The following is a 22077-nucleotide window of genomic DNA, read 5'->3' on the forward strand; positions in this document are numbered from 1 at the left end:
CGGGGATTTCATGGATGCTGCTTCCGTTGCGTCGCAATTTGCGCATGACCTGATTCCGGCATGCGCCGGGGTCGGGCTGCGCTTTCGACACCATCAGGAGGTTGTCGAAGAGCAGCCGGTGGCCGCCTGGTTCGAGGTGCATACCGAGAATTACATGGGCGGGGGCAGCGCTCCGGCATATCTCGACGCCATTCGACGGGACTATCCAATCTCGCTCCATGGGGTGGGACTTTCTTTGGGCAGCGCCGAAGGCATCGATGTTCGACATCTCGAGAGTGTGCGCGATGTCATGAAGCGTGTTGAGCCCGGGCTGGTTTCTGAACACCTGTCCTGGAGCCTAAGCGATGGCGTCTACCTCGCCGACCTGCTGCCGCTGCCGATGACGGAAGAAGCGCTGAGCATTGTCTGCACGAACGTCGACAGGACCCAAACCTACCTGCAGCGTCGGATTTCGTTAGAAAACCCATCGAGCTATCTGCGGTTCCGCCACTCAACCATCCCCGAATGGGAATTCCTTGCGGAGGTCGCGCGCCGCACGGGATGCGGCATCCTCTGTGACGTCAACAATATCTACGTCAGTGCCAGCAATCACGGTTGGGATGCGCTGACCTATCTTGAAGCTTTGCCGCCGGAGTCAGTTACCGAGGTCCACCTGGCGGGGCACAGCATCCGGCAGCTTGACCAGGGCCAGATAATTCGCATTGACGACCACGGCTCGCGCGTCGCGCCTCCCGTGTGGGACCTGTTCGAGCTGGCACTCAAGCGTTTTGGACCGGTCCCCACGCTAGTCGAATGGGACACCGATGTGCCGGCGCTTGAGGTTCTGATGGAAGAAGCCGCAATTGCAGAGATCGCTATTGAGAGGCAGCGAAATGACAACCTGTGCGCCCACGCTGCTTGAGCTGCAATGTGCAGTCCGCAGGGACTTGCTTGGGCTTTCCGATGGAGATGCATCCGGGTATGTGGTACCGGACGGCCTGGCTCCGCAGGCGCGGCTCGCCATCTATCGAAATACGGCGAACAGTACGCTGCTTACAGCGCTAAGGCTGACTTATCCAGCCGTGCAGGCTCTGGTTGGGTCCGAATTCTTCGAAGGCGCGGCTCGACTTTTTATTGAGCAACACCCACCGTTGAACGCACAGCTAGACAGCTACGGTGCCACGTTTCCGGATTTCCTGGCACAGATGCCAGAAGCGGCGTCTCTTATCTATCTGCCAGATACGGCACGACTCGAATGGGCGGTGAATGAGGCGCTACACGCGCCAGACGCAAAGCCGCTTGACTTACGGCGCCTTGAGCAACTCGACGCAGCCGACATGCACGTCGTAAGGTTTTTGCCGAGCCCGGCCGCGCGGGTACTTGAGTCGCCGTTTCCCGTCGATGCCATCTGGCACGCAGTGTTGTCACGGGACGACAGCGCACTGGCAAACATCAATCTGACTGCTGACCGGGTCTGTTTGTATATCCACCGAGGGCCTTCGGGTGTGGAGGTGAACCGCATGGCGGAGGGCCAATGCCGGTTCACGGCTGCCTTGATTGCGGGGCGCCCCTTGCATGATGCCCTTGTCGACGTGCCGGACGCGGAGACATCCGTCTGGCTCGCACACCTTCTTGCATCAGGATGCTTTGTCGACATCCGCCTATCAAATGAGGCATCCAGCCAAACTATTGGGAGGCAAGTCACGTGATGCCGGAATCTCAATCCGCTCATCGCAGTTCAATACTGATTGACCGCGCACTGCGCGCCGTTGGGCGGTTGGAGCGAGTGCCGCATACAGTTCTCGCGCTTCCACTGAGGCTCGCTGTTGCAACGGTCTTCTGGAACTCGGCGATGACCAAACTGGCCGACTGGAATGCCGCGCTCGAGTTATTCAGGGAAGACTATCGACTACCGTTGCTTCCTCCCGAGGTTGCAGCCTACCTGGCGGTGTCAATTGAACTAACGACACCTGTTCTACTTGTGCTCGGCCTGGCGACGCGACCCGTAGCAGTGGTCCTGCTCGGCATGACAACCGTAATTGAGGTGTTCGTGTATCCGCAGGCATGGCCCACGCACATTCAATGGGCTGCCATGCTGCTGGTCTTACTGTGTCGGGGTGCCGGCAAATGGTCATTGGACTACTGGCTATACAGACGCTTTAGTAGTCGCCCGGCGTCAAGGGTGTAACGCGATGAATCTAAAATGGAAGCGTGTTATGCGCCGTTTAGGAGCATTTTCCCGTTCGGAAACAAAAAAGCCGCTGACCTTGTGGATCAGCGGCTTCTTCTTGCAACTGGTGGCGAATCAGGGACTCGAACCCCGGACCTGCGGATTATGATTCCGTCGCTCTAACCAACTGAGCTAATTCGCCGAAAGAAGCGAGATTATGAGGATAGGGCCGGGGGCTGTCAACCCCCGGCGCGCAACTTTTTTAAATTGCCCGGGCTATCCGGCGTTTCAGTCCCTCGCGTAAATATCCGAGTCCTTGGTTTCCCTGACGAACAGCATGCCGATCACGAGCGTGACGAGCGCGACCACAATCGGATACCACAGCCCCGAGTAGATGTTGCCCTTGGCCGCTACGATCGCGAAGGCGGTCGCCGGCAGGAAGCCGCCGAACCAGCCATTGCCGATGTGATACGGCAGCGACATCGAGGTATAGCGGATGCGCGTCGGGAACATCTCCACCAGCATCGCCGCAATCGGCCCGTAGACCATCGTCACGTAGATCATCATGATCGTCAGGATCACCACGCTCATTGGCCAGTTGATCTGCGACGGATCGGCCTTCGGCGGATAGCCGGCGGTCTTCAGTGTGGTCGCCAGGGTCTTGTCGAACACCTTGCCCTGGTCCTTGGCGTCGGCGGCCTTGCCGTCATACGTGTTGATCACCGTATCGCCCACCTTGATCTCCGCCAGCGAGCCCGCCGGCGCCGCGACGTTCTCGTAGTTCAAGCCGGCCTTCGAGAGCGCGCTCTTGGCGATGTCGCAGGAACTCGTGAACTTCGCCGTGCCGACCGGATTGAACTGGAACGAACACTCGTCCGGGTTCGCAATCACGACGATCGGTGCTTTTGCCGTTGCGGTTTCCAGCGCCGGGTTCGTGTAGTGAGTCAGCGCCTTGAACAGCGGGAAGTACGTGCAGGCAGCAATCAGCAGGCCGGCCATGATGATCGGCTTGCGGCCGATGCGGTCCGACAGCGAGCCGAAGAACAGGAAGAACGGCGTGCCGATCAGGAGCGCGATCGCGATCAGGATGTTGGACGTCGCGCCGTCGACTTTCAGCGTCTGCGTCAGGAAGAACAGCGTGTAGAACTGACCTGTGTACCAGACCACGGCCTGGCCGGCGGTCAGGCCGATCAGCGCGAGGATCACGATCTTCAGGTTCTTCCACTGGCCAAATGCTTCAGTCAGCGGCGCCTTCGAGGTTTTGCCTTCAGCCTTGATGCGCGCGAACACCGGCGATTCATTCAGTTGCAGGCGAATCCATACCGACACGCCGAGCAGGAAGATCGACGCGAGGAACGGAATGCGCCAGCCCCAGGCGCCGAACGCGTCTTCGCCCATGGCCGTGCGTGCGCCGAGAATCACCAGTAGCGAGAGGAACAGGCCGAGCGTGGCGGTGGTCTGGATCCACGCGGTGTAGAAACCGCGGCGTCCCGCCGGCGCATGTTCCGCGACGTACGTGGCCGCACCGCCGTATTCGCCGCCGAGTGCAAGACCTTGCAGCAAGCGCATCGCGATGAAGATCACCGGCGACGCAATGCCGATCGACGCATAACCGGGCAGGAAGCCGACCAGGAAGGTCGACAGGCCCATGATCACGATTGTGATGAGGAACGTGTATTTGCGCCCGACCATATCGCCGAGGCGGCCGAATACGATCGCGCCGAACGGCCGTACCGCGAAGCCCGCGGCGAAGCTCAGAAGCGTAAAGATGAAAGCGGCAGTCGGATTGACGCCGGAGAAGAAGCTCTTGCTGATGAAGATGGCGAGTGAGCCGGCCAGATAGAAGTCGTACCACTCGAAAACCGTACCCAGCGACGATGCGAAGATCACCCGCTTCTCATCGCGCGTCATCGGTACGTGCGAGATTTGCCCGCCAACGGTAGCCATATGTCGTCTCCAATATTGATATGTGCACGCGGTCCGCCGGCAAAGGCGTTCCCGTGGAACCGATTATTGGAGTGGAAACTTACGGCGTACTGACGTGGAGGGGTGAAATGGCAGTTTCAGGCGTAGAGAGGGGAATTCCATCAAAACGCGGCAATTGACGCCTAAGTTCTTGTAATTTTTGACAAACGTATCTCAATATGGCGCCGGCCCAAGCGTCGATTTTTGCGCTCTTAGGGTAAGTCCCGTCCCTGTTCGAGTACGTGCAAGCTGACACGCACGAGGGTTCCGGCAAGCCGTGGGGAGGTTTGGTAGACGTTATCGTCGATGGTCATCTCCCCGCCGTGCATCGTCGTGATCTCGCGGACGATCGCAAGCCCAAGGCCGCTGCCGTCGCCTTCGCGGCCGAGAATCCGATAAAAACGCTCGACCACCCGCGAGCGCTCGGCCACCGGAATGCCGAGCCCGGTGTCTTCTACTTCCAGATGCACGAGTCGCGCCGTCACGTCGTGCCGCACCCGCACGGTGATCCGTCCGCCAGCCGGCGTGTAGCGGATCGCGTTGTCGATCAGATTCGACAGCATTTCCCGCAGCATGACCGGATTGCCGTCGACTTCGACCGGCTCTTCGGGGGCTTCGTAGCCGAGGTCCATCTGCTTGGCGAGCGCAGCCTGAACCCAGTCGCGCACCGCGCTGCGCGCCACCTCGGTCACCTCAACCGGCGTGAAAATCTGGCCCGACATGCGATTTTCCGCGCGCGCCAGCGCCAGCAACTGGGTGACGAGACGCGCCGCATGCTCCGAACTGGTGGCGATCTGTTCGAGCGAGCGGTGGACTTCCTCGGAGGCGTCCTGGCGCAGCGCAAGCTCGGCCTGGGTGCGCAGACCGGCAAGCGGCGTTTTCATCTGATGCGCGGCGTCGGCGATAAAGCGCTTCTGCAACTCCATGTTCTGTTCGAGGCGCGTCAGCAGATCGTTGAACGACGTCACCAGCGGCTCGATTTCCGGCGGCGCGCGGCGGGCTTCGAGCGGCGACAGATCGTCCGGGCGGCGCGCGCGAATATGCGCCTGCAGGGCATGCAGCGGCGCGAGTCCACGCGACAGGCCGAACCACACCAGCAGGATCGCCAGCGGCAGGATCACGAACTGCGGCAGGATCACGCCTTTGATGATGTCGTTGGCAAGCTGGCTGCGTTTGTCGAGCGTCTCGGCGACCTGCACCAGCACCGGCTGAGCACCGGGCGTTTGCGGAAACTCGACGGTCGTATAGGCGACGCGGATATCGTTGCCGCGCAGCACGTCGTCGCGGAATTCCACGAGGCCAGGCGGCGGCCGGTCTTCCTCGTGCGGCAACGGCATGTCGCGCTCGCCGCCCACCAGTTCGCCGCGCGTGCCGAGCACCTGATAGAAGACGCTGTCGACATTGTCGGTGCGCAGAAAGTCGCGGGTGGAGTCGGGCAGCGACAGCTCCGCCACGCCGTTGATCGGATGGATCTGGCGGGCGAGCACGTAGGCGTCGGTTTCGAGCGCGCGGTCGAACGGGCCATTGGCGATCGACTTGGCGACCAGGTAGGTGACCGCGAGGCTCATCGGCCAAAGCAGCAGAAGCGGCGCCAGCATCCAGTCCAGAATTTCGCCGAACAGCGAGCGTGGGCGCGCTTCGGCGGCGGCTTCGGTCTCGTCGGGCGGGGCGAACGGATTGGCGTAGCGCTCGTCGCGCACCTCGTCGAGGTCCGCCGCGTGCGCCGTGGCGCGATCTGCGCGTGCGGACATGGAGGCCCCCTATTTGAAGTGATGGCTCGCGGGCATCGCGGCCGAGGGGGACGAAGAGGGCGAGGAGGGCGGCTCGGATTCGGCGGGCGGGTTGGCGCTCTGGTTCGCGTTCATGTTCACGTTTGGCGGCAGGGCGGCTTTCTCGAGGCAGTACCCGAGGCCCCGCACAGTAATGATGCGTACGCCGCTCGGCTCGATCTTCTTGCGCAGCCGATGCACGTAGACTTCGATCGCGTTATTGCTGACTTCTTCGCCCCATTCGCACAGATGGTCGACGAGCTGTTCCTTCGACACCAGCCGGCCGATCCGCTGCAGCAGCACTTCGAGCAAACCAAGTTCGCGCGCCGACAGGTCGATCACCTGCTCGTTGACATAGGCGATCCGGCCAACCTGGTCGAACGACAGCGAACCGTGCCGCACCACCGTCGGGCCGCCGCCGGCGCCACGCCGGGTCAGGGCGCGCACGCGCGCCTCGAGTTCGTTCAGCGCGAAAGGTTTGGCCATGTAGTCATCGGCGCCGAGATCGAGGCCTTTGACGCGTTCGTCCACGCTGTCCGCCGCCGTGAGGATGAGCACCGGCACGGTCGAGTTGCGGGCGCGCAGGCGGCGCAGCACCTCGAGCCCGGACATGCGGGGCAGGCCCAGATCGAGGATCAGCAGGTCGAAAGTTTGCATCGACAGGGCGGTGTCGGCCTCGACGCCGTTCTTCACATGATCGACGGCATAGGCCGATTGGCGGAGTGATCGAACCAGACCGTCCGCGAGTATGCTGTCGTCTTCGGCAATCAGAATTCGCATGGTGCGCAAGCCTGGCCTTGCCGGCACCGTGGGGTGTCCCCCCGGCGCACAGCGGTCTCCGAAAATTATTGTGGGTAGTTGGGCAGCGCGACGGTAAAAATGCGCGTTCGCATGAGAATCGCGCTTGCCAAAACTACTGTTTTTTTATACAGTGTCTGAGTTTCGTGTGCTGTCCTCCAAAACTAGGCTGCACATCTGCCTCAGACGCCGTTCATCATAGCAAAGGACGATTCATGGAAGAAAGCAAGAAAGGCTCGGCTGGACTGACTGCTGAAAAGAGCAAGGCACTCGCTGCCGCGCTTGCGCAGATCGAAAAGCAGTTCGGCAAAGGGTCGGTCATGCGGCTCGGCGCAGGTGAGGCGGTCGAAGATATCCAGGTGGTCTCAACGGGATCACTCGGCCTCGATATCGCGCTGGGCGTCGGCGGTTTGCCGCGTGGCCGGGTGGTCGAAATTTACGGTCCGGAGTCGTCCGGTAAAACCACGCTGACGCTGCAAGTCGTCGCTGAAATGCAAAAGCTCGGCGGCACGGCAGCGTTTATCGACGCGGAGCACGCGCTGGATATCCAGTACGCGGGCAAGCTCGGCGTGAACGTCAACGACCTGCTGGTTTCGCAGCCGGACACCGGCGAACAGGCGCTCGAAATCGCCGACGCACTGGTGCGCTCGGGCTCGATCGACATGATCGTGATCGACTCGGTCGCGGCACTCGTGCCGAAGGCTGAAATCGAAGGCGAAATGGGCGACTCGCTGCCGGGTCTGCAAGCGCGTCTGATGTCGCAAGCGCTGCGCAAGCTCACCGGCACGATCAAGCGTACCAACTGCCTCGTGATCTTCATCAACCAGATCCGTATGAAGATCGGTGTGATGTTCGGCAACCCGGAAACCACCACGGGCGGTAACGCGCTGAAGTTCTACGCGTCGGTGCGTCTGGACATTCGCCGGATCGGTTCGATCAAGAAGAACGACGAAGTGATCGGTAACGAAACGCGCGTGAAGGTGGTGAAGAACAAGGTTGCGCCGCCGTTCCGCGAAGCGATTTTCGACATTCTGTATGGCGAGGGCATTTCCCGTCAGGGCGAAGTCATCGACCTCGGCGTGCAGGCCAAGATCGTCGACAAGGCCGGCGCCTGGTACAGCTACAACGGCGAACGTATTGGTCAGGGTAAGGACAACGCGCGCGAATTCCTGCGCGAAAATCCGGACATCGCTCGTGAGATCGAAAACCGCATCCGCGAATCGCTGGGCGTGAATGCCATGGCGGAAGTGGCGACCGGTGCGGCCGCTGAAGTCGCGGGCGAAGAAGAGTAACCAGCACGTGATACGCAAGGGCCGGCCGCCGTCCAACGCTGGACACAACGCGGACGGCCCGCGTGACGGTGGCGACGATTCGTTCGAATCGTCGTCATCCTCTTCATCGCCGCCTTCCTCCTCTTCGACTTCCCGGTCCACCCGGTCGTTTGGGCGGTCGTCGGGAAAGTCGTCTAGCAGTTCGTCCGGTAGTTCGTTTAGTCGTTCGTCCGGTTCATCGTTCGGCAAATCTTCTGGAAGCTCGTTCGGGCGTTCCACTTCACGTTCGCCGCGCGATCCTGCCGGCAATGCTGCCCCTGGCCGCTCATACGCATCAGATCCCGATTCCTTTGCCGCAGCCGGCGAAGCCGATCCCTTCGAATCGTTCGACGCGCACGATCGCGCCGCAGGTCGCCAGCCGCAGTCTGATCCCTCTGCGCAGGCTGAAGCGGACCCGTCCGAAACCACCTATACCCGCTCGCGCCGCACGCCTGGCGAGGCGAAGCCGGAACAGGACGATGCAAAAAAATCCCAACGCCCGGCCCGTTCGCTAAAAGGACGTGCGCTCGGCTATTTGTCCCGGCGTGAATACAGCCGCTCCGAACTGGCGCGCAAGCTTAAGCCGTTCGTCGAGGAAACCGATTCGCTCGATACCTTGCTCGATTCGCTGGAAGCCGAAAACTGGCTGTCCGACTCGCGGTTTGCTGAAAGCCTGATCCATCGGCGCTCGTCGCGCTTGGGCGCGAGCCGGATCGTCGGCGAATTGAAGCAGCATGCGGTGGACCAAACGCTGGTCGAAGAAGCCAGTGCGCAACTGCGCGAAACCGAACTGGCGCGCGCTCAAGCCGTTTGGCGGAAAAAATTCGACCGGCTTCCCGAAACTGCCGCCGAGCGGGCCAAGCAGGCGCGCTTTCTGGCATCGCGCGGTTTCTCGGGCGCTACGATTGGCAAAATTCTCAAAGGGTTCGACGAGGAGTGAAGCGGCGACTAGCTGCGCTATCCCGTTTGACGTACAGCGCGTGCCGGATACCTGTGCGGTTCCCACTTTGAGATAGCACCTGCCGCGCTCTCCGGCCTGCTGGGCGGCCCTGCGCATTCCGGCCTGTCTCAAATACCCAGTATGCTAAAATTCGTGGGTTTTCCAATCCGGCCTTTCCTTCCCGCATGCCGCTCTCCCCGCCAGTATCCCGTCAGTTGCGCCATCGTCGCGCAATCAGAGCGGAAGCCTATGAGCGAGCCGATGGCCTGTGGGATGTGGAAGCGTGCTTGACCGACGAAAAACCGCGCGATGTGGTGCTTGCGTCGGGCGTCCGGCCCAATGGTCAGCCGATCCATGAACTCTGGCTTCGCATCACCATCGATCGCAAGCTCAACGTCGTCGACGCCGAAGCGTCGTCCGACTGGGTGCCCTATCCAGGCTTGTGCCAAGCCAGCAATCCCGCCTACCGTGCCCTCATCGGGCTCAATCTGTTCCACAACTTCCGTCGCGATGCTGCCCGTTTGCTGGCCGGCACGGCCGGCTGCACGCATCTCACCGAGTTGTGCGCGCTTTTGCCGACCGCCGCAATCCAGGCGTTCGCCGGCGACGTGTGGAACACCAATGAAGACACGCCGGGCGCAGCGGCGAGTTCCGGGACCGAGCAGTCCAGAAGCAAAGACAGCACAGACGAGCATTCCAACAACAAACCGCCATTCCAGTTGGGACGCTGCCACGCGCTGCGTTTCGACGGCGAGGCGGTGCAACAGTTTTATCCGCGCTGGTATGGCCGCGCTCCGTATACAGCGGATCGCGCGGCATCGTCAGGCGACGGGGCAGCCCGCCAGACAGGTGAGGGCGGCAACGCGTCCGGCATGAACGACGGCAGCGGAAACGAAGTTCAATCCAACTCTCAGACTGAAGGGAATCACGCATGAAGATTCACGAGTACCAGGGTAAGGAAATCCTGCGGAAATTCGGCGTCGCGGTACCGCGCGGCAAGCCGGTCTTCTCGGTGGATGATGCGGTCAAGGCCGCGGAAGAGCTCGGCGGCCCGGTATGGGTCGTGAAGGCTCAGATCCACGCGGGTGGCCGTGGCAAGGGCGGCGGCGTGAAAGTCGCCAAGTCGCTGGAACAGGTTCGTGAATTCTCGAACCAGATCCTCGGCATGCAGCTCGTCACGCACCAGACCGGTCCGGAAGGCCAGAAGGTGAATCGTCTGCTGATCGAAGAAGGCGCTGACATCAAGAAGGAACTGTATGTCGGCCTCGTGATCGATCGCGTTTCGCAGAAGATCGTCGTGATGGCATCGAGCGAAGGCGGCATGGACGTCGAAGAAGTCGCGGAAAAGACGCCTGAGCTGATCCACAAGATCGCCGTCGACCCGTCGACCGGTCTGAAAGACGCCGAAGCCGACGAGCTCGCCACGAAGATCGGCGTGCCCGCCGCTTCGCTGCCGCAAGCGCGCGCGATCCTGCAAGGCCTGTACAAGGCATTCTGGGAAACCGACGCATCGCTGGCCGAAATCAACCCGCTGATCCTGACCGGCGACGGCAAGGTCATCGCGTTGGACGCGAAATTCAACTTCGATTCGAACGCACTGTTCCGTCATCCGGAAATCGTCGCGTATCGCGATCTGGACGAAGAAGATCCGGCTGAAGTCGAAGCGTCGAAGTTCGACCTCGCCTACATTTCGCTCGACGGCAACATCGGCTGCCTCGTGAACGGCGCTGGCCTCGCAATGGCAACGATGGACACCATCAAGCTGTTCGGCGGCGAACCGGCGAACTTCCTGGACGTGGGCGGTGGCGCCACGACCGAGAAGGTCACGGAAGCGTTCAAGATCATGCTGAAGAACCCGAACCTGACCGCGATTCTGGTCAACATTTTCGGCGGCATCATGCGCTGCGACGTGATCGCGGAAGGCGTGATCGCGGCGTCGAAGGCCGTGTCGCTGAAGGTGCCGCTCGTCGTCCGCATGAAGGGCACGAACGAAGACCTCGGCAAGAAGATGCTCGCTGAATCCGGTCTGCCGATCATCGCGGCTGACAGCATGGAAGAAGCGGCTCAGAAGGTCGTCGCGGCCGCTGCGGGCAAGGCGTAAGCCAAACCCCGAGCGCGTTTACCAGGATTACGAATGGCGGCGCGTGAGTGGCGCAACAGCGACGCGGGCGAGAACATTCCGCTTCGCGGCGCCACCGCATGACGCCAAACGAACAGAGGTCAATACATGTCGATTCTGATTAACAAAGACACCAAGGTCATCACGCAGGGCATTACCGGCAAGACCGGTCAGTTCCATACGCGTGCTTGCCGTGAATATGCAAACGGCCGCGAAGCGTACGTTGCAGGCGTGAACCCGAAGAAGGCCGGCGAAGATTTCGAAGGCATTCCTATCTACGCTAGCGTCGCTGAAGCCAAGGCTGAAACGGGCGCGACCGTGTCGGTGATTTACGTTCCGCCGGCAGGCGCTGCTGCTGCCATCTGGGAAGCCGTCGAAGCCGACCTGGATCTCGCAATCTGTATTACGGAAGGCATTCCTGTCCGTGACATGATCGAGCTCAAGGCACGCATGCGCGCAAAGAACAGCAAGACGCTGCTGCTCGGACCGAACTGCCCGGGCACGATCACGCCGGACGAACTGAAGATCGGCATCATGCCGGGTCACATCCACCGCAAGGGCCGCATCGGCGTCGTGTCGCGTTCGGGCACGCTGACGTACGAAGCAGTCGGCCAATTGACGGCAATCGGCCTCGGCCAATCGTCGGCAGTCGGTATCGGCGGCGACCCGATCAACGGTCTGAAGCACATCGACGTGATGAAGATGTTCAACGACGATCCGGAAACGGACGCCGTCATCATGATCGGCGAAATCGGCGGTCCGGACGAAGCGAATGCTGCTGAGTGGATCAAGGACAACATGAAGAAGCCGGTGGTTGGCTTTATCGCCGGTGTCACGGCGCCTCCGGGCAAGCGCATGGGCCACGCCGGCGCGCTGATCTCGGGCGGTGCGGACACGGCCGAAGCCAAGCTGGAAATCATGGACGCATGCGGTATCAAGGTTACGAAGAACCCGTCGGAAATGGCGCGTCTTCTGAAGGCGATGCTGTAAAAACGAAATTCGCGCGCAATCACGGCGCGTTTTTGATACGCTTACGAAACCCTTTCGTGAGCAGGCAGTCCTGAAAAGCGGGGGAGTCTAGACTCCCCCGCTTTTTTATTGCCCGCGCGTCCGATTCCTTCTTATTCTTTTGCTCATGCTCGAGTTCTTCGCCACGCTCCATTGGGGCGCAGTCATCCAGATCATCGTCATCGACATCCTGCTGGGTGGTGACAATGCTGTCGTGATCGCGCTTGCCTGCCGTAACCTGCCGCCTGCGCAGCGTACGAAAGGCGTGCTGTGGGGCACGGCCGGCGCCATCGTGCTGCGCGTGGCGCTGATTGCGTTCGCCGTGGCGCTGCTCGACGTGCCGTTGCTGAAATTCGCGGGCGGCCTGTTGCTGCTGTGGATCGGTGTGCGTCTGATGGCGCCCGCGCATGATGTCCACGAGAACGTCAAGCCGGCCGACAAGCTGATGTCGGCGATCAAGACTATCATCATCGCGGATGCCGTGATGAGCCTCGACAACGTGATCGCGATTGCTGGTGCGGCCGAGGCGGCCGACCCCGAGCATCGCCTTGCGCTGGTGATTTTCGGGCTGGTGGTGAGTATTCCGCTGATCGTGTGGGGCAGTCAGCTAGTGCTGAAGCTGCTCGACCGCTTTCCGATCGTCATCACGCTCGGCGCTGCTTTGCTGGGCTGGATCGCGGGTGGTCTGATCATCAACGACCCGGCCGGCGACCGCTGGCCGGTTCTGGATTCGCCGGTGGCCGAATACGGCATGAGCATCGCCGGTGCGCTGTTCGTCGTGATCCTCGGTTATCTACTCAAGCGTCGCAACGCGAATCGTGCGGCGGCTTGACTCCGAGCCTGAGTCTGAGTCTCAGTCGAGCGTCGCGGCACACGCCGCGTGGCGGGCTGGACCCGAACCTGAGGCATGAGCGGACCCGCGCAATGCGAACCGCACGCCGCCCCGATCTGACCTGAACACCACCGTGCCAGCGCAACGTTAGCCATTCGGCTGACTGTGTGGAACGCGCACCGCTGGCTACGATTGAAACGCCTGTCCCCGATTCGAGGGGCAGGCGTTTTTCGTTTCAGGAGCCTGCCGATGACCGTTACTTTGCCGTATTCCCCTTTTTCACAGTCCACGCCTTCGCCACGGAACGCGTTCGAACGAGCGCGCTGGAGCGTGCCGCTCGCACGTGCCTGCCGCCGTTTCGGTTCCGGTTTCGGCTTTACGCTGATCGAGCTGATGATCGTGCTGGCAATTGTCGGCGTGATCGCCGCCTATGCGATTCCGGCGTATCAGGACTATCTGGCCCGCAGCCGCGTTGGTGAGGGTCTCTCACTGGCTGCATCCGCGCGGCTTGCGGTGTCCGAAAACGCCGCGAGCGGCAATGCGTTTGGCGGTGGTTATGCGTCGCCGCCCGCCACCCGCAACGTCGAATCCGTTCACGTCGACGACGATACCGGGCAGATCACGGTCGCCTTCGCGACGCGCGTCGCGCCTGCCGGGTCGAACACGCTGACTCTGGTGCCATCGGTGCCGGACAATGCCGACGCGCCGACTGCGCGAATCGCCTTGAGCAAGGGCGCGGTACAGGCGGGCGCGGTCACCTGGGAATGCTTCGCCGGCGGGAAAACCGCCTCTTCGTTGCCTGCGCCAGGTGCCGGGCCCGCACCAGCCGATACGCCTTCCTTACCGTCGAACCTTGCACCGCCGGAGTGCCGCGCGTAAGCAATGGGGTGGCAGATCGGGTGAGTTGTTATCCGAACGTAAAACGCTGATTTTCGGGATATTTCAGCCCAGCCGGCGCACAGCAGGAGAATTTTTTTGTATAGTGCGCCGGTTGCTGACGCCTCCGGTTACTCGATGCCCACCCCATTTGCGCGCTACCTGTCTCTCATTCTGTTGGCTCTCGCGTTGGTGCTGCCTTACGCAGTCGCCAACCACACGTATCCGATTCCGACCTTCTACGCTGAATTCACGGCGCTCGCGCTGTATCTGCTGACGGGCGCGGGCGTCGTGCTGCTGGTGTGGACGGCGAGGCCGCGCGTGACGTTTGCGTCACCGGTGGTCGCGCTGGTGCCGTTGCTGTTCGGGCTCGTGCTGGTGGCACAGTCGGTGCTGCTGCCGGTCTCGCAGCCGTCGATGAACTGGCTCGGCGGCGGTTACCTGCTCGCCGCATTCATGGCGACGCACGCCGGCTACGGTTTCACACGCGCCAAGCTGAATGAGACAGCACTGCGCTGGGCAGCGGGGGCATTGATCATCGGTGGCCTGTTTGCGGTGTTTTGCCAGGTGATCCAGTTGTTCCACCTCGAGGTGCGCGTCTCGCCGCTGGTCGTCGCCTACAACGTGACCGTCGAGCGCCGGCCATTCGGCAATATGGCGCAGGCGAACCACCTTGCCACCTATATCGCATTCGCGATGGCGGGTGCGCTGTTCCTCGCGCAGACGCGCCGCATTGCCGTCAGCATCTGGCTGCTCGTGTCGACGATTTTTGCCGTTGGACTCGCGCTGACCGTGTCGCGTGGCCCCTGGCTGCAGATGGGCGTGATCGTGGTGGCGGGTTTCTGGATGGCCTTCGCGCAGACGCGCAGTCAGCCGCATCTTCGCCGCAGCAATCGCGAATGGCTGATTCCGATCGCGTTGGCGGTGCTGTTCTTCGTCATCAATGCATTGATCCGCTGGGCCAATGTGCACTACCACCTGGAACTTGGGCAGTCGGCGGCCGAGCGCTTCAAGGACGCCGGCCAGATCGCGCCGCGCTTGGCGCTGTGGAAGTACGGCTGGACGATGTTCAAGGCGCATCCGCTGCTGGGTGTCGGCTGGGGCGAGTTTCCGAGCTACCAGTTCGAGTATGCGAAGGCGCTGGGCGGCGTCGAGATTGCCAATAATTCGCACGACATTTTCATCGACCTGCTCGCGAAGACGGGTTTGATCGGCCTTGCGATCGTGCTGTTCGGTCTGATTACGTGGCTGGTGCGCGTGGTCCGCGCGCCGCAGAGCGCTGCGCGCGTGTTCGGCATTGCGTTGATCGGCGTGCTGGTCATGCATGCGCTGGTCGAGTATCCGCAGCAGTACATGTTCTTCCTGCTGCCGGCGATGTTCGTGTTCGGCTTGCTCGAGACACGGCCGCTGCGGCTCGTGCCGGGCCGCCTGTCATTCGGCGCGTTCAAGGTGGTAGTTTTCGGCGGGCTGGCCGCGTTGTATCCGGTGTACAAGGACTACGCGCGCGCCGAGGTGTTGTACTACGGTTCGCGGCCTGCCGAGCAGTATCGTGCGGATCCGTCGTTCCTGTTCCAGGCGTGGGGCGAGTACGGCCTTGCGACGTTGGAGCCGATGAATTCGATGAACTTGCAACACAAGCTCGCCATGCACAAGCAGGCGATTGCGCTGCTGCCAGGGGAAACCGTGCTGCGCCGGTATGCGGTGCTGCAGGCACTGAGCGGTGATACAGCGGGAGCGTTCGACACCGTCGAGCGTCTCAAGATCTTTGCTCAGGAGTTGAATGACTGGCCGTCGCAGTTGGCCTACGTGTATGAGCTGTGCGACGAGCAGAAGACGCTGACCGGCTTCAAGGCGGAACTGGTCAAGCGCTATGGCATGCCGCCAGGCGACGTCAATCAGGACGACGACAGCGAGGACGATTGAGCCGCGCTGTCGTTCTGTGGCATTAGCTTTAGCTGTAACGATGGAGCGGGGCGATGACGTTCGCAGTCATCAACCCGCCACCCAATCCCCCGACTTCCCGCCGTGCTTCTCCAGCACCTTCACATCGGTGATCGTCATACCACGATCCACCGCCTTGCACATGTCGTACACGGTCAGCAGTCCGACCTGCACGGCGGTTAGCGCTTCCATCTCCACGCCCGTGCGTCCCAGCGTTTCCACTTGCACCGTGCAATGCACGCCGGGCAACGTTTCATCGAGCTCGAAGTCCACTTTCACGCGGGTCAGCGCGAGCGGGTGACATAGCGGGATCAGATCGGCGGTGCGCTTCGAGCCTTGAATCGCGGCGATGCGCGCGATTCCGATCACGTCGCCTTTTTTGGCGTTGCCATCACGGATCAGCGCGAACGTCTCCGGCAGCATGCGAATCGAGCCGCGCGCGATCGCGATGCGCTTGGTCTCCTGCTTGCTGCCGACGTCCACCATATGCGCCTGGCCGGCCGCGTCGAAATGAGTGAGTTCAGGCATGGTTGGGCTCCTTCAGAGGGCGCCTATCATAGCAGCGTGATTGGGCGAGTCGAGATGATTACAATCACCGTATGCCCGCTATCTTAGTCCGAGCGGCGGGCGCCGCTTTTCGACTTCGTCATATCGAGCTCGCGATGCGTTCGAAACGGTTTCTTGCTGCGTTGTTGTCTGTCGCGCTCGCGGCACCGCCGGGTGTGTACCCGCAATCGCGTGGCGCATCGAATGCGAACACCAACACGGGCACGACCCTCGCGCTCAACATACAGCCCGCCGAACCGCCGTTGGAAAGCGGCCCGGTCGAAACTTTTGCCGACCCCGTCGTGCCGCCCGACATCGCCCAAGGCGTATTTGGCGTCTATGGCGGCGCGCAGAACCGCTTCTCCGGCAACCCAGGCGCGACCACCAACTGGCGCACCCCGATCGTCACGCAGCAACTGCCCGACCTCGGCAATGGCGGCTCCGGCTCGCTGACGCCGCAAGCCGAGCGCAAGCTCGGCGAACGCGTGATGCGCGAGTTGCGTCGCGACCCCGACTATCTCGAGGACTGGCTCGTGCGCGACTATCTGAACTCGGTCGCCGCGAAACTCTCCGCGGCGGCGAGCGCGCTCTACATCGGCGGCTATCGTCCGGACTTCGAGCTGTTCGCGGTCCGCGACACGCAAATCAACGCCTTCTCGCTGCCAGGCGGTTTTATCGGCGTGAACACCGGTTTGATCGTGACGACGCAAACCGAGTCCGAACTCGCCTCCGTACTCGGTCACGAGATGGGGCACGTCTTGCAGCGGCACATTTCGCGGATGATCACCACCGGCGAGCGCAGCGGCTATGCCGCGCTCGCCGGCCTGTTGTTCGGCATTCTGGCGGGCGTGCTCGCCCACAGCGGCGACCTTGGCAGCGCGATTGCGATCGGCGGCCAGGCCTATGCGGTCGACAACCAGTTGCGTTTCTCGCGCTCCGCCGAGCATGAAGCGGACCGCGTCGGCTTTCTGCTGCTGGCCGGCGCCGGCTACGACCCCTACGCGATGACGACGTTTTTCGGCCGCCTCGATCGCGCGGCGATGAGCGACACCGGCATGCCGGCTTATGCGCGTACCCACCCGCTGACCGGCGAGCGGATCGCCGACATGGAGGACCGTGCGCGCCGCGCGCCTTACCGGCAACCGCATCAGACCTCCGAATACGGCTTCGTGCGGGCTCGGGCGCGCTTGCTGCAGGACCGCTCGCGCAGTGAATACGCGGACGAGGTTTCGCGCCTGCGCTCCGAAATCGAGGAACGTACCGCGGTGAACGTCGCCGCGAACTGGTACGGGATTGCGTATGGGCAGATGCTGCTCGAGCGTTACGACGATGCGGTGGCGTCGCTGGCTTCGTCGCGTGCGGCATTTGTCGCGGGCGAACGCGGTGAAGGCGAGCCCATGCGCAGTTCGCCGAGCCTCGACGTGCTGGCGGCCGACGTCGCACGCCGCGCCGGGCGTGATGACGAGGCGGCACGGCTGGCCGAGTTTGCGCAGAAGCGCTGGCCGCAGTCGAATGCCGCAATCGACATGCATATCCAGACCTTGCTGACCTTGAAGCGATTCGCCGACGCGCAGGCTTTGGCCCGGAAGGAAACGCGTGCACAGCCCGATCAGCCTGCCTGGTGGATGTATCTCGCGCAGGCAAGCGCCGGCAGCGGCGATGCGTTGACACAGCATCGGGCGCTCGCCGAAAAATTCGCGCTCGAGGGGGCGTGGCCGTCGGCCATCCGGCAACTGAAGGAAGCGCGGGATCTGAAGACGATCGGCTACTACGATCTTGCGACCGTCGACGCCCGGTTACATGAAATGGAGAGCCGCTATAAAGAGGAGCGGCTTGACGAGAAGAGTTAGGGGTTGCGGGCTTGCGCTATCCGATCGGAACGCGAGGTATGCAAAAGAACCAGGCGATAAATAAGCAGGCAAACGACCTAGACGTGTGCCGCCGGACTATCGACAAACCCAAACCGCGCGGCAACCTCACTTCGCTGCACGTCCTGCAAGGGCAACACAACCCCATTGTTCCAGCGAAACGCCCCGCTCATCGAGTCATCGCCCAACGCTGCGTGGTCGGAAAAAACCTCGAGGTCATGATCGTGCAAAACCGCGACTCTCGGCGGCGTCGAGCCATCGACGAACAGAATCCCACCTTCATCGTCGACAAACACGGCCGTTGGCTCGAAGGCCCCGCCGGCCTGGTCCGTCAAGGAAAGCACGCCAGCGGCATCGGCAGACAACCTCACCACCCACGGCGTATAGCCCAACTCGATATACACCCGTTGCGGGCCGTTCTGGAAAAACCACTGCCCGCGTTCGTCGGCGTCGTAATTCCGGTTGATAAACCCGAGCAACGCCTCGTGCCGGATCGCCGTACCTGGCGTACCGCTGGCCTGGGCGGCCTCATCCCGCATGCGCCAGTTACCGCGCCGGTCCAACATCAACCATCCCGTGCAACTCGGCACGTTCGGCCATTTGGCCAAGGCCTGCTTGACGATGTCATCCATGATCGACGTACTGCTCCAGATAGCCGAGCACGCGCCGCGACAACCAGTCGATGCGGCCCGGAAACGGCCCGGTCATAAAGCCGGCGTGACCGCCGTGTTCGGGTTGATCGAGTTCTACCGCCGCCGACACCTCGTGCCTTGCCGGTAACGCTTCGGCCGGCAAGAACGGGTCGTTGCGCGCATTCAGCACCAGAGTCGGCACTGCGATCCCGGGCAGCAACGGTCGTGTGGTCGCGCGGCTCCAGTAGTCGTTAGTATCGCGAAAGCCGTGCAGCGGCGCTGTCACCACGTTGTCGAAGTCGTACATTGTGCGGCTCGCCAGCATGGTGTCGCGGTCGAACAGTCCCGGAAATTGCGCCAGCTTTTGCTCGGCCTTCTGCTTCAGCGTCTTCAGGAAACTGCGCGTGTAGATCATGCCGAAGCCCTGCGACAACGCGCGGCCGCCGGCGTGCACGTCGATCGGCGTCGAAATCGCCGCGGCGGCCGCGAGCACCGGCGACGCATCTTCGCGCCGCTCGCCGAGCCAGCGCAGCAGCACATTGCCGCCGAGCGACACGCCCGCCGCCACGATCGGCCCGCGATGCGTGGCGCGCAAGCGCCGCAGGATCCAGTCGACTTCGTTGCTGTCGGCGAGATGATAGAAACGCGGCAAGCGGTTCAATGGCCCGCTGCAGCTACGAAAGTGCGGCACCACGCCGTGCCAGCCGTACTCGCGCGCGGCCGCCATCAACGTGGCGGCGTAGTGCGACATGGAACTGCCTTCGAGGCCGTGAAATAGCACGAACAGCGGCGCGTCGTCTGCAGGAATCCTGGCGGGCGTGGCAGGGGCGAGCGCTGAGGCAGGCGTGCCGTCATGCACCACCCAATCGAGATCGATGAAATCGCCATCCGGCGTATCCCAGCGTTCGCGCCGGAACGCGATCGCCGGGCGGCGCGCAAACAGCGCCGGGACAATGGTCTGCACATGCCGGTTCGGCAGCCAGAGCGGTGCGCGGTAGAGCAGCTCGACGGTGGCCCCGACGGCGGCCGTGGCGCGTGCTGCGCCGGCAGAGGCGGATTGATGGTGCGTCGTCTCCCAATCCCCCATGTGGGAATCGTTCGGGACGGATGACTTCCTGCGGGGCGTGCTCATGCCAGCGTCAAAACAAAAAGATAGAACCGGTGAAACAAGCGAAATGCGCCCGTCAGGCGTCAGTGCAGCGACCCCTGGCCATGCCGCATCTTGGTCGCGAACTGACTGGCGGCCTCGTTCGGCATCGGACTCGCGTGAATATGCGCAATGCGCCATTCGCCGCGCTCGTGGACCATCACGTAAGTGGTGAACACCATCGTGGGCGCCGCCTTCGGATCGGCCGGGCGGTGCGCTTCGGCAATGGCGTAGACGACGGTGCCAAGGCTGTCGTAGACGCGAATGTCGAGAGGTTCAATCGAAACGGGCGAGGTTTCGAGCTGGATTTGCAAGCCGGCGCGAATGCTGTCGAGGCCGTGCAGGTGGGAGCCGTCGGCGCAGATGCAACTGACGAATTCCTCGTCGATCCACAGGCCCATCAAGCTGTCGATATTCACCTCGGCGATGGCCTGGTAGTAGGCGTTCAGCGTATCGGCGGCGGCTTCGAAGATATGGGCAAAACGTGGCATGGCTCGTCAGTCTCTTGTGCGCGGCGCGCGGTTGCGGGGCAGCGGTCAGCGGGACAGTCCGGAGCACCGGACAATCGCACCCAAGCGCGAGGATGCCCGCGCCGCAAGGCGCGAACATGACGCGACGCGCTCAGGGCGTGCGGTGTTGCGTGCAAGTATCAGCCGAATCAGTTTGGTTCAACGTTGCGCAAGCAACATGCCGCGCAAATCGCCGAACACCTGCTCGGCACTCAACTGCTTCAGGCAGTTCAGATGCCCGAGCGGACACTCGCGCTGAAAACAGGGGCTGCATTCGAGATGAAGCCATTGTACCTTCGCGAGCTCGGACAAGGGCGGCGTGTGGCGCGGATCGGTCGAACCGTACACGGCCACCAGCGGCCGGCGCAGCGCGGCGGCCACGTGCATCAGGCCGGAATCGTTGGTGACGACGGCGTTGGCCCGCGAGATCAGCGCGCAGGCCTCGCTCAGCGCGGTCTGGCCGCACAGGTTACGCACGTTCGGCGCTTTTTCGGCGATGGCCTGGGCAAGCGGCGCGTCTTTCGGCGAGCCGAGCGCGACGATCTGCGTGTAGGGGAACGACTGGCCGACGATCTGCGCGAGCGATGCGAAATGCTCGGGCGGCCATCGCTTGGCCGGACCGTACTCGGCACCCGGGCAGAACACCAGCAGCGGCACACGCGTATCCAGATTGAAGCGCGCCGAGACCCGCGACGCTTCGTTCAGATCCGCGTCGAGCCGCGGCATCGGCAGGTCGTCGGGGACCTTGGCGCCTTGCGCGTAGGCGAGGGCGGCGTAGTGGCCGACCATCGGCGGGCGTTCATCTTTGCGCGGATTCCCGTGGCGCACGTTCAGCAAGCCGTAGCGGCTCTCGCCGGTGTAGCCGATGCGCAGCGGAATGCCCGCCATCCACGGAATCAGCGCCGACTTGAGCGAATTCGGCAAGACATAGGCCGCGTCGTAGCCGACATCGCGCAAGTCGCTCGCGAGCTGCCAGCGGCGCAGCATCTGCAGCTTGCCGTGCGCGAGGTCCGTTGCGTAGACGTCGCGGATCTCGGGCATGCGTTCGAGCACGGGCGCGACCCACGAGGGCGCGACCGCGTCGATCACGATGCGCGGATGCAATTTCACGAGGCGCGCAAACAGCGGCTGCGCCATCAATGCGTCACCGATCCAGTTCGGTGCGATAACCAACGCGCGACGCATCAGAGTGGGTGTCCGGTGTCGAAACGAAGCGCCGCGCGAACCATGCGCGTGGCGTTCGATTGGGTAAAAGGGGAAAAGCCGCGAGCCTTGCGGCGCGGATCCGGCATGACTGGTCCCGCCGCGGCTGCGGCGTTGCTGCGAAGCGATTGCGTTGCCGCCACCTGCTGCAAAAGCTCAGCCGGTCCGTCACATGCCGAATCAGGCAGCAGGCGCGCCAGCAAAGAGGGCCGCAAGCAGCGCCGCAAACGATCAGCGCTCAGTGCGCAGTGCTCAAGATCAGTGACCCTTGACCACTTCGCCGTCGCGCAGCTTGTAACGCGTGCTGCAATACGGGCATTTCGCTTCGCCGTGCGTGACGTCGATAAAGACACGCGGATGCGCGCTCCAGCGCGGCATGGCCGGGTTCGGGCAGTACGCCGGCAGATCCTTCGCCGACAATTCGACCAGCGGCATTTCCTTGATTTCGCTCATGGGGACTTTCTC

The 22077-nt window shown here is 62.6% G+C and carries 21 protein-coding genes and 1 tRNA gene; 12 read left to right on the forward strand and 10 right to left on the reverse strand.

All coding sequences use genetic code 11. The features are described 5' to 3' along the window. The first annotated feature begins 10 nt into the window (after window positions 1-10). From M0D67_RS03795 to M0D67_RS03805, 3 genes are read left to right on the forward strand one after another with little or no spacing between them, the layout of a single operon-like run. Window positions 11-901: a DUF692 domain-containing protein gene (locus M0D67_RS03795; protein ID WP_154558706.1), complete on the forward strand. Its 891-nt coding sequence runs from the start codon at window positions 11-13 to the stop codon at window positions 899-901. Beyond that, the gene (locus M0D67_RS03800) at window positions 873-1688 is read left to right on the forward strand and encodes a DNA-binding domain-containing protein (protein ID WP_154558705.1); all 816 of its coding nucleotides are present in this window, start codon (window positions 873-875) and stop codon (window positions 1686-1688) included. The genes M0D67_RS03795 and M0D67_RS03800 overlap by 29 nt, the downstream gene beginning before the upstream one ends. Then, a complete protein-coding gene (locus M0D67_RS03805; RefSeq protein WP_154558715.1) occupies window positions 1688-2167 on the forward strand; it encodes a DoxX family protein in 480 nt (159 codons plus the stop codon). The genes M0D67_RS03800 and M0D67_RS03805 overlap by 1 nt, the downstream gene beginning before the upstream one ends. Window positions 2168-2274: 107 nt before the next feature. On the opposite strand, the gene M0D67_RS03810 is transcribed toward M0D67_RS03805, so the two are convergent. From M0D67_RS03810 to M0D67_RS03825, 4 genes are all read right to left on the reverse strand, one after another. Next, a tRNA-Met gene (locus tag M0D67_RS03810) sits at window positions 2275-2351 on the reverse strand. Between the two features lie 86 nt (window positions 2352-2437). Beyond that, complete coding sequence (locus tag M0D67_RS03815; protein ID WP_154558704.1) at window positions 2438-4096, reverse strand: MFS transporter; 1659 nt, start codon at window positions 4094-4096, stop codon at window positions 2438-2440. Between the two features lie 230 nt (window positions 4097-4326). Continuing rightward, entirely contained in the window at window positions 4327-5865 is a 1539-nt protein-coding gene (locus M0D67_RS03820; RefSeq protein WP_154558703.1) for a sensor histidine kinase, read from the reverse strand. 9 nt (window positions 5866-5874) lie between these two features. Further along, window positions 5875-6663: a response regulator transcription factor gene (locus M0D67_RS03825; RefSeq protein ID WP_154558702.1), complete on the reverse strand. Its 789-nt coding sequence runs from the start codon at window positions 6661-6663 to the stop codon at window positions 5875-5877. A gap of 233 nt (window positions 6664-6896) precedes the next feature. On the opposite strand from M0D67_RS03825, the gene recA reads away from it, so the two are divergent. The 8 genes from recA (at window position 6897) to M0D67_RS03865 (ending at window position 15689) form a co-directional block, all read left to right on the forward strand. Further along, the gene (gene recA, locus M0D67_RS03830; protein WP_054034441.1) at window positions 6897-7973 is read left to right on the forward strand and encodes a recombinase RecA; all 1077 of its coding nucleotides are present in this window, start codon (window positions 6897-6899) and stop codon (window positions 7971-7973) included. 7 nt (window positions 7974-7980) lie between these two features. Further along, entirely contained in the window at window positions 7981-8931 is a 951-nt protein-coding gene (recX, locus tag M0D67_RS03835) for a recombination regulator RecX (protein WP_233464751.1), read from the forward strand. Window positions 8932-9116: 185 nt separating this feature from the next. Next, on the forward strand, window positions 9117-9866 hold the full coding sequence (locus M0D67_RS03840) for a DUF2889 domain-containing protein (protein ID WP_154558701.1): 750 nt from the start codon (window positions 9117-9119) through the stop codon (window positions 9864-9866). Further along, window positions 9863-11032 carry an ADP-forming succinate--CoA ligase subunit beta gene (gene sucC, locus M0D67_RS03845; RefSeq protein ID WP_120303042.1) on the forward strand — a complete coding sequence of 390 codons (1170 nt, stop codon included), beginning with the start codon at window positions 9863-9865 and terminating at the stop codon, window positions 11030-11032. Before M0D67_RS03840 ends, sucC begins: the two co-directional genes overlap by 4 nt. A gap of 126 nt (window positions 11033-11158) precedes the next feature. Further along, entirely contained in the window at window positions 11159-12040 is an 882-nt protein-coding gene (gene sucD / locus M0D67_RS03850; RefSeq protein WP_030101039.1) for a succinate--CoA ligase subunit alpha, read from the forward strand. A 145-nt stretch (window positions 12041-12185) separates the two neighbouring features. After that, window positions 12186-12890 (forward strand): TerC family protein, encoded by a 705-nt coding sequence (locus M0D67_RS03855; RefSeq protein WP_154558700.1) that lies wholly within the window; start codon window positions 12186-12188, stop codon window positions 12888-12890. A 249-nt stretch (window positions 12891-13139) separates the two neighbouring features. Then, on the forward strand, window positions 13140-13769 hold the full coding sequence (locus M0D67_RS03860; RefSeq protein WP_302272335.1) for a pilin: 630 nt from the start codon (window positions 13140-13142) through the stop codon (window positions 13767-13769). 135 nt (window positions 13770-13904) lie between these two features. Further along, on the forward strand, window positions 13905-15689 hold the full coding sequence (locus tag M0D67_RS03865) for a Wzy polymerase domain-containing protein (protein WP_154558698.1): 1785 nt from the start codon (window positions 13905-13907) through the stop codon (window positions 15687-15689). Window positions 15690-15758: 69 nt separating this feature from the next. Here M0D67_RS03865 and moaC read toward each other — a convergent pair whose 3' ends face one another. After that, a complete protein-coding gene (moaC, locus tag M0D67_RS03870) occupies window positions 15759-16235 on the reverse strand; it encodes a cyclic pyranopterin monophosphate synthase MoaC (RefSeq protein ID WP_093635573.1) in 477 nt (158 codons plus the stop codon). Window positions 16236-16369: 134 nt separating this feature from the next. On the opposite strand from moaC, the gene M0D67_RS03875 reads away from it, so the two are divergent. Further along, a complete protein-coding gene (locus M0D67_RS03875; protein ID WP_154558679.1) occupies window positions 16370-18103 on the forward strand; it encodes a M48 family metalloprotease in 1734 nt (577 codons plus the stop codon). A gap of 77 nt (window positions 18104-18180) precedes the next feature. Here M0D67_RS03875 and M0D67_RS03880 read toward each other — a convergent pair whose 3' ends face one another. The 5 genes from M0D67_RS03880 to M0D67_RS03900 all read right to left on the reverse strand — a co-directional run bounded on the left by M0D67_RS03880 (window position 18181) and on the right by M0D67_RS03900 (window position 22065). Continuing rightward, window positions 18181-18753 (reverse strand): DUF2946 family protein, encoded by a 573-nt coding sequence (locus M0D67_RS03880; protein WP_154558678.1) that lies wholly within the window; start codon window positions 18751-18753, stop codon window positions 18181-18183. Beyond that, window positions 18746-19840 (reverse strand): hydrolase, encoded by a 1095-nt coding sequence (locus tag M0D67_RS03885; protein ID WP_233464748.1) that lies wholly within the window; start codon window positions 19838-19840, stop codon window positions 18746-18748. Before M0D67_RS03885 ends, M0D67_RS03880 begins: the two co-directional genes overlap by 8 nt. 104 nt (window positions 19841-19944) lie before the next feature. After that, a complete protein-coding gene (locus M0D67_RS03890; RefSeq protein WP_154558676.1) occupies window positions 19945-20391 on the reverse strand; it encodes a nuclear transport factor 2 family protein in 447 nt (148 codons plus the stop codon). A gap of 177 nt (window positions 20392-20568) precedes the next feature. Beyond that, on the reverse strand, window positions 20569-21594 hold the full coding sequence (waaF, locus tag M0D67_RS03895; protein WP_154558675.1) for a lipopolysaccharide heptosyltransferase II: 1026 nt from the start codon (window positions 21592-21594) through the stop codon (window positions 20569-20571). A 276-nt stretch (window positions 21595-21870) separates the two neighbouring features. Beyond that, window positions 21871-22065 carry a zinc-finger domain-containing protein gene (locus tag M0D67_RS03900; RefSeq protein ID WP_007180502.1) on the reverse strand — a complete coding sequence of 65 codons (195 nt, stop codon included), beginning with the start codon at window positions 22063-22065 and terminating at the stop codon, window positions 21871-21873. Window positions 22066-22077 lie beyond the last annotated feature (12 nt).

The organism is Paraburkholderia sp. SECH4 (assembly GCF_030511745.1).
GTDB classification, from domain to species: Bacteria; Pseudomonadota; Gammaproteobacteria; order Burkholderiales; family Burkholderiaceae; genus Paraburkholderia; species Paraburkholderia madseniana.

What these genes read in the sequence shown, in the direction of transcription:
- sucC (WP_120303042.1), top strand. Translation starts at nt 9,863, where the DNA reads ATGAAGATTCACGAGTACCAGGGTAAGGAAATCCTGCGGAAATTCGGC.
- M0D67_RS03860 (WP_302272335.1), top strand. Translation starts at nt 13,140, where the DNA reads ATGACCGTTACTTTGCCGTATTCCCCTTTTTCACAGTCCACGCCTTCG.
- M0D67_RS03840 (WP_154558701.1), top strand. Translation starts at nt 9,117, where the DNA reads ATGCCGCTCTCCCCGCCAGTATCCCGTCAGTTGCGCCATCGTCGCGCA.
- M0D67_RS03865 (WP_154558698.1), top strand. Translation starts at nt 13,905, where the DNA reads ATGCCCACCCCATTTGCGCGCTACCTGTCTCTCATTCTGTTGGCTCTC.
- M0D67_RS03800 (WP_154558705.1), top strand. Translation starts at nt 873, where the DNA reads ATGACAACCTGTGCGCCCACGCTGCTTGAGCTGCAATGTGCAGTCCGC.
- M0D67_RS03900 (WP_007180502.1), bottom strand. Translation starts at nt 22,065, where the DNA reads ATGAGCGAAATCAAGGAAATGCCGCTGGTCGAATTGTCGGCGAAGGAT.
- M0D67_RS03890 (WP_154558676.1), bottom strand. Translation starts at nt 20,391, where the DNA reads ATGCCACGTTTTGCCCATATCTTCGAAGCCGCCGCCGATACGCTGAAC.
- M0D67_RS03825 (WP_154558702.1), bottom strand. Translation starts at nt 6,663, where the DNA reads ATGCGAATTCTGATTGCCGAAGACGACAGCATACTCGCGGACGGTCTG.
- waaF (WP_154558675.1), bottom strand. Translation starts at nt 21,594, where the DNA reads ATGCGTCGCGCGTTGGTTATCGCACCGAACTGGATCGGTGACGCATTG.
- M0D67_RS03855 (WP_154558700.1), top strand. Translation starts at nt 12,186, where the DNA reads ATGCTCGAGTTCTTCGCCACGCTCCATTGGGGCGCAGTCATCCAGATC.
- M0D67_RS03820 (WP_154558703.1), bottom strand. Translation starts at nt 5,865, where the DNA reads ATGTCCGCACGCGCAGATCGCGCCACGGCGCACGCGGCGGACCTCGAC.
- M0D67_RS03880 (WP_154558678.1), bottom strand. Translation starts at nt 18,753, where the DNA reads ATGGATGACATCGTCAAGCAGGCCTTGGCCAAATGGCCGAACGTGCCG.
- sucD (WP_030101039.1), top strand. Translation starts at nt 11,159, where the DNA reads ATGTCGATTCTGATTAACAAAGACACCAAGGTCATCACGCAGGGCATT.
- M0D67_RS03875 (WP_154558679.1), top strand. Translation starts at nt 16,370, where the DNA reads ATGCGTTCGAAACGGTTTCTTGCTGCGTTGTTGTCTGTCGCGCTCGCG.
- M0D67_RS03885 (WP_233464748.1), bottom strand. Translation starts at nt 19,840, where the DNA reads ATGGGGGATTGGGAGACGACGCACCATCAATCCGCCTCTGCCGGCGCA.
- M0D67_RS03805 (WP_154558715.1), top strand. Translation starts at nt 1,688, where the DNA reads ATGCCGGAATCTCAATCCGCTCATCGCAGTTCAATACTGATTGACCGC.
- recA (WP_054034441.1), top strand. Translation starts at nt 6,897, where the DNA reads ATGGAAGAAAGCAAGAAAGGCTCGGCTGGACTGACTGCTGAAAAGAGC.
- moaC (WP_093635573.1), bottom strand. Translation starts at nt 16,235, where the DNA reads ATGCCTGAACTCACTCATTTCGACGCGGCCGGCCAGGCGCATATGGTG.
- M0D67_RS03815 (WP_154558704.1), bottom strand. Translation starts at nt 4,096, where the DNA reads ATGGCTACCGTTGGCGGGCAAATCTCGCACGTACCGATGACGCGCGAT.
- M0D67_RS03795 (WP_154558706.1), top strand. Translation starts at nt 11, where the DNA reads ATGGATGCTGCTTCCGTTGCGTCGCAATTTGCGCATGACCTGATTCCG.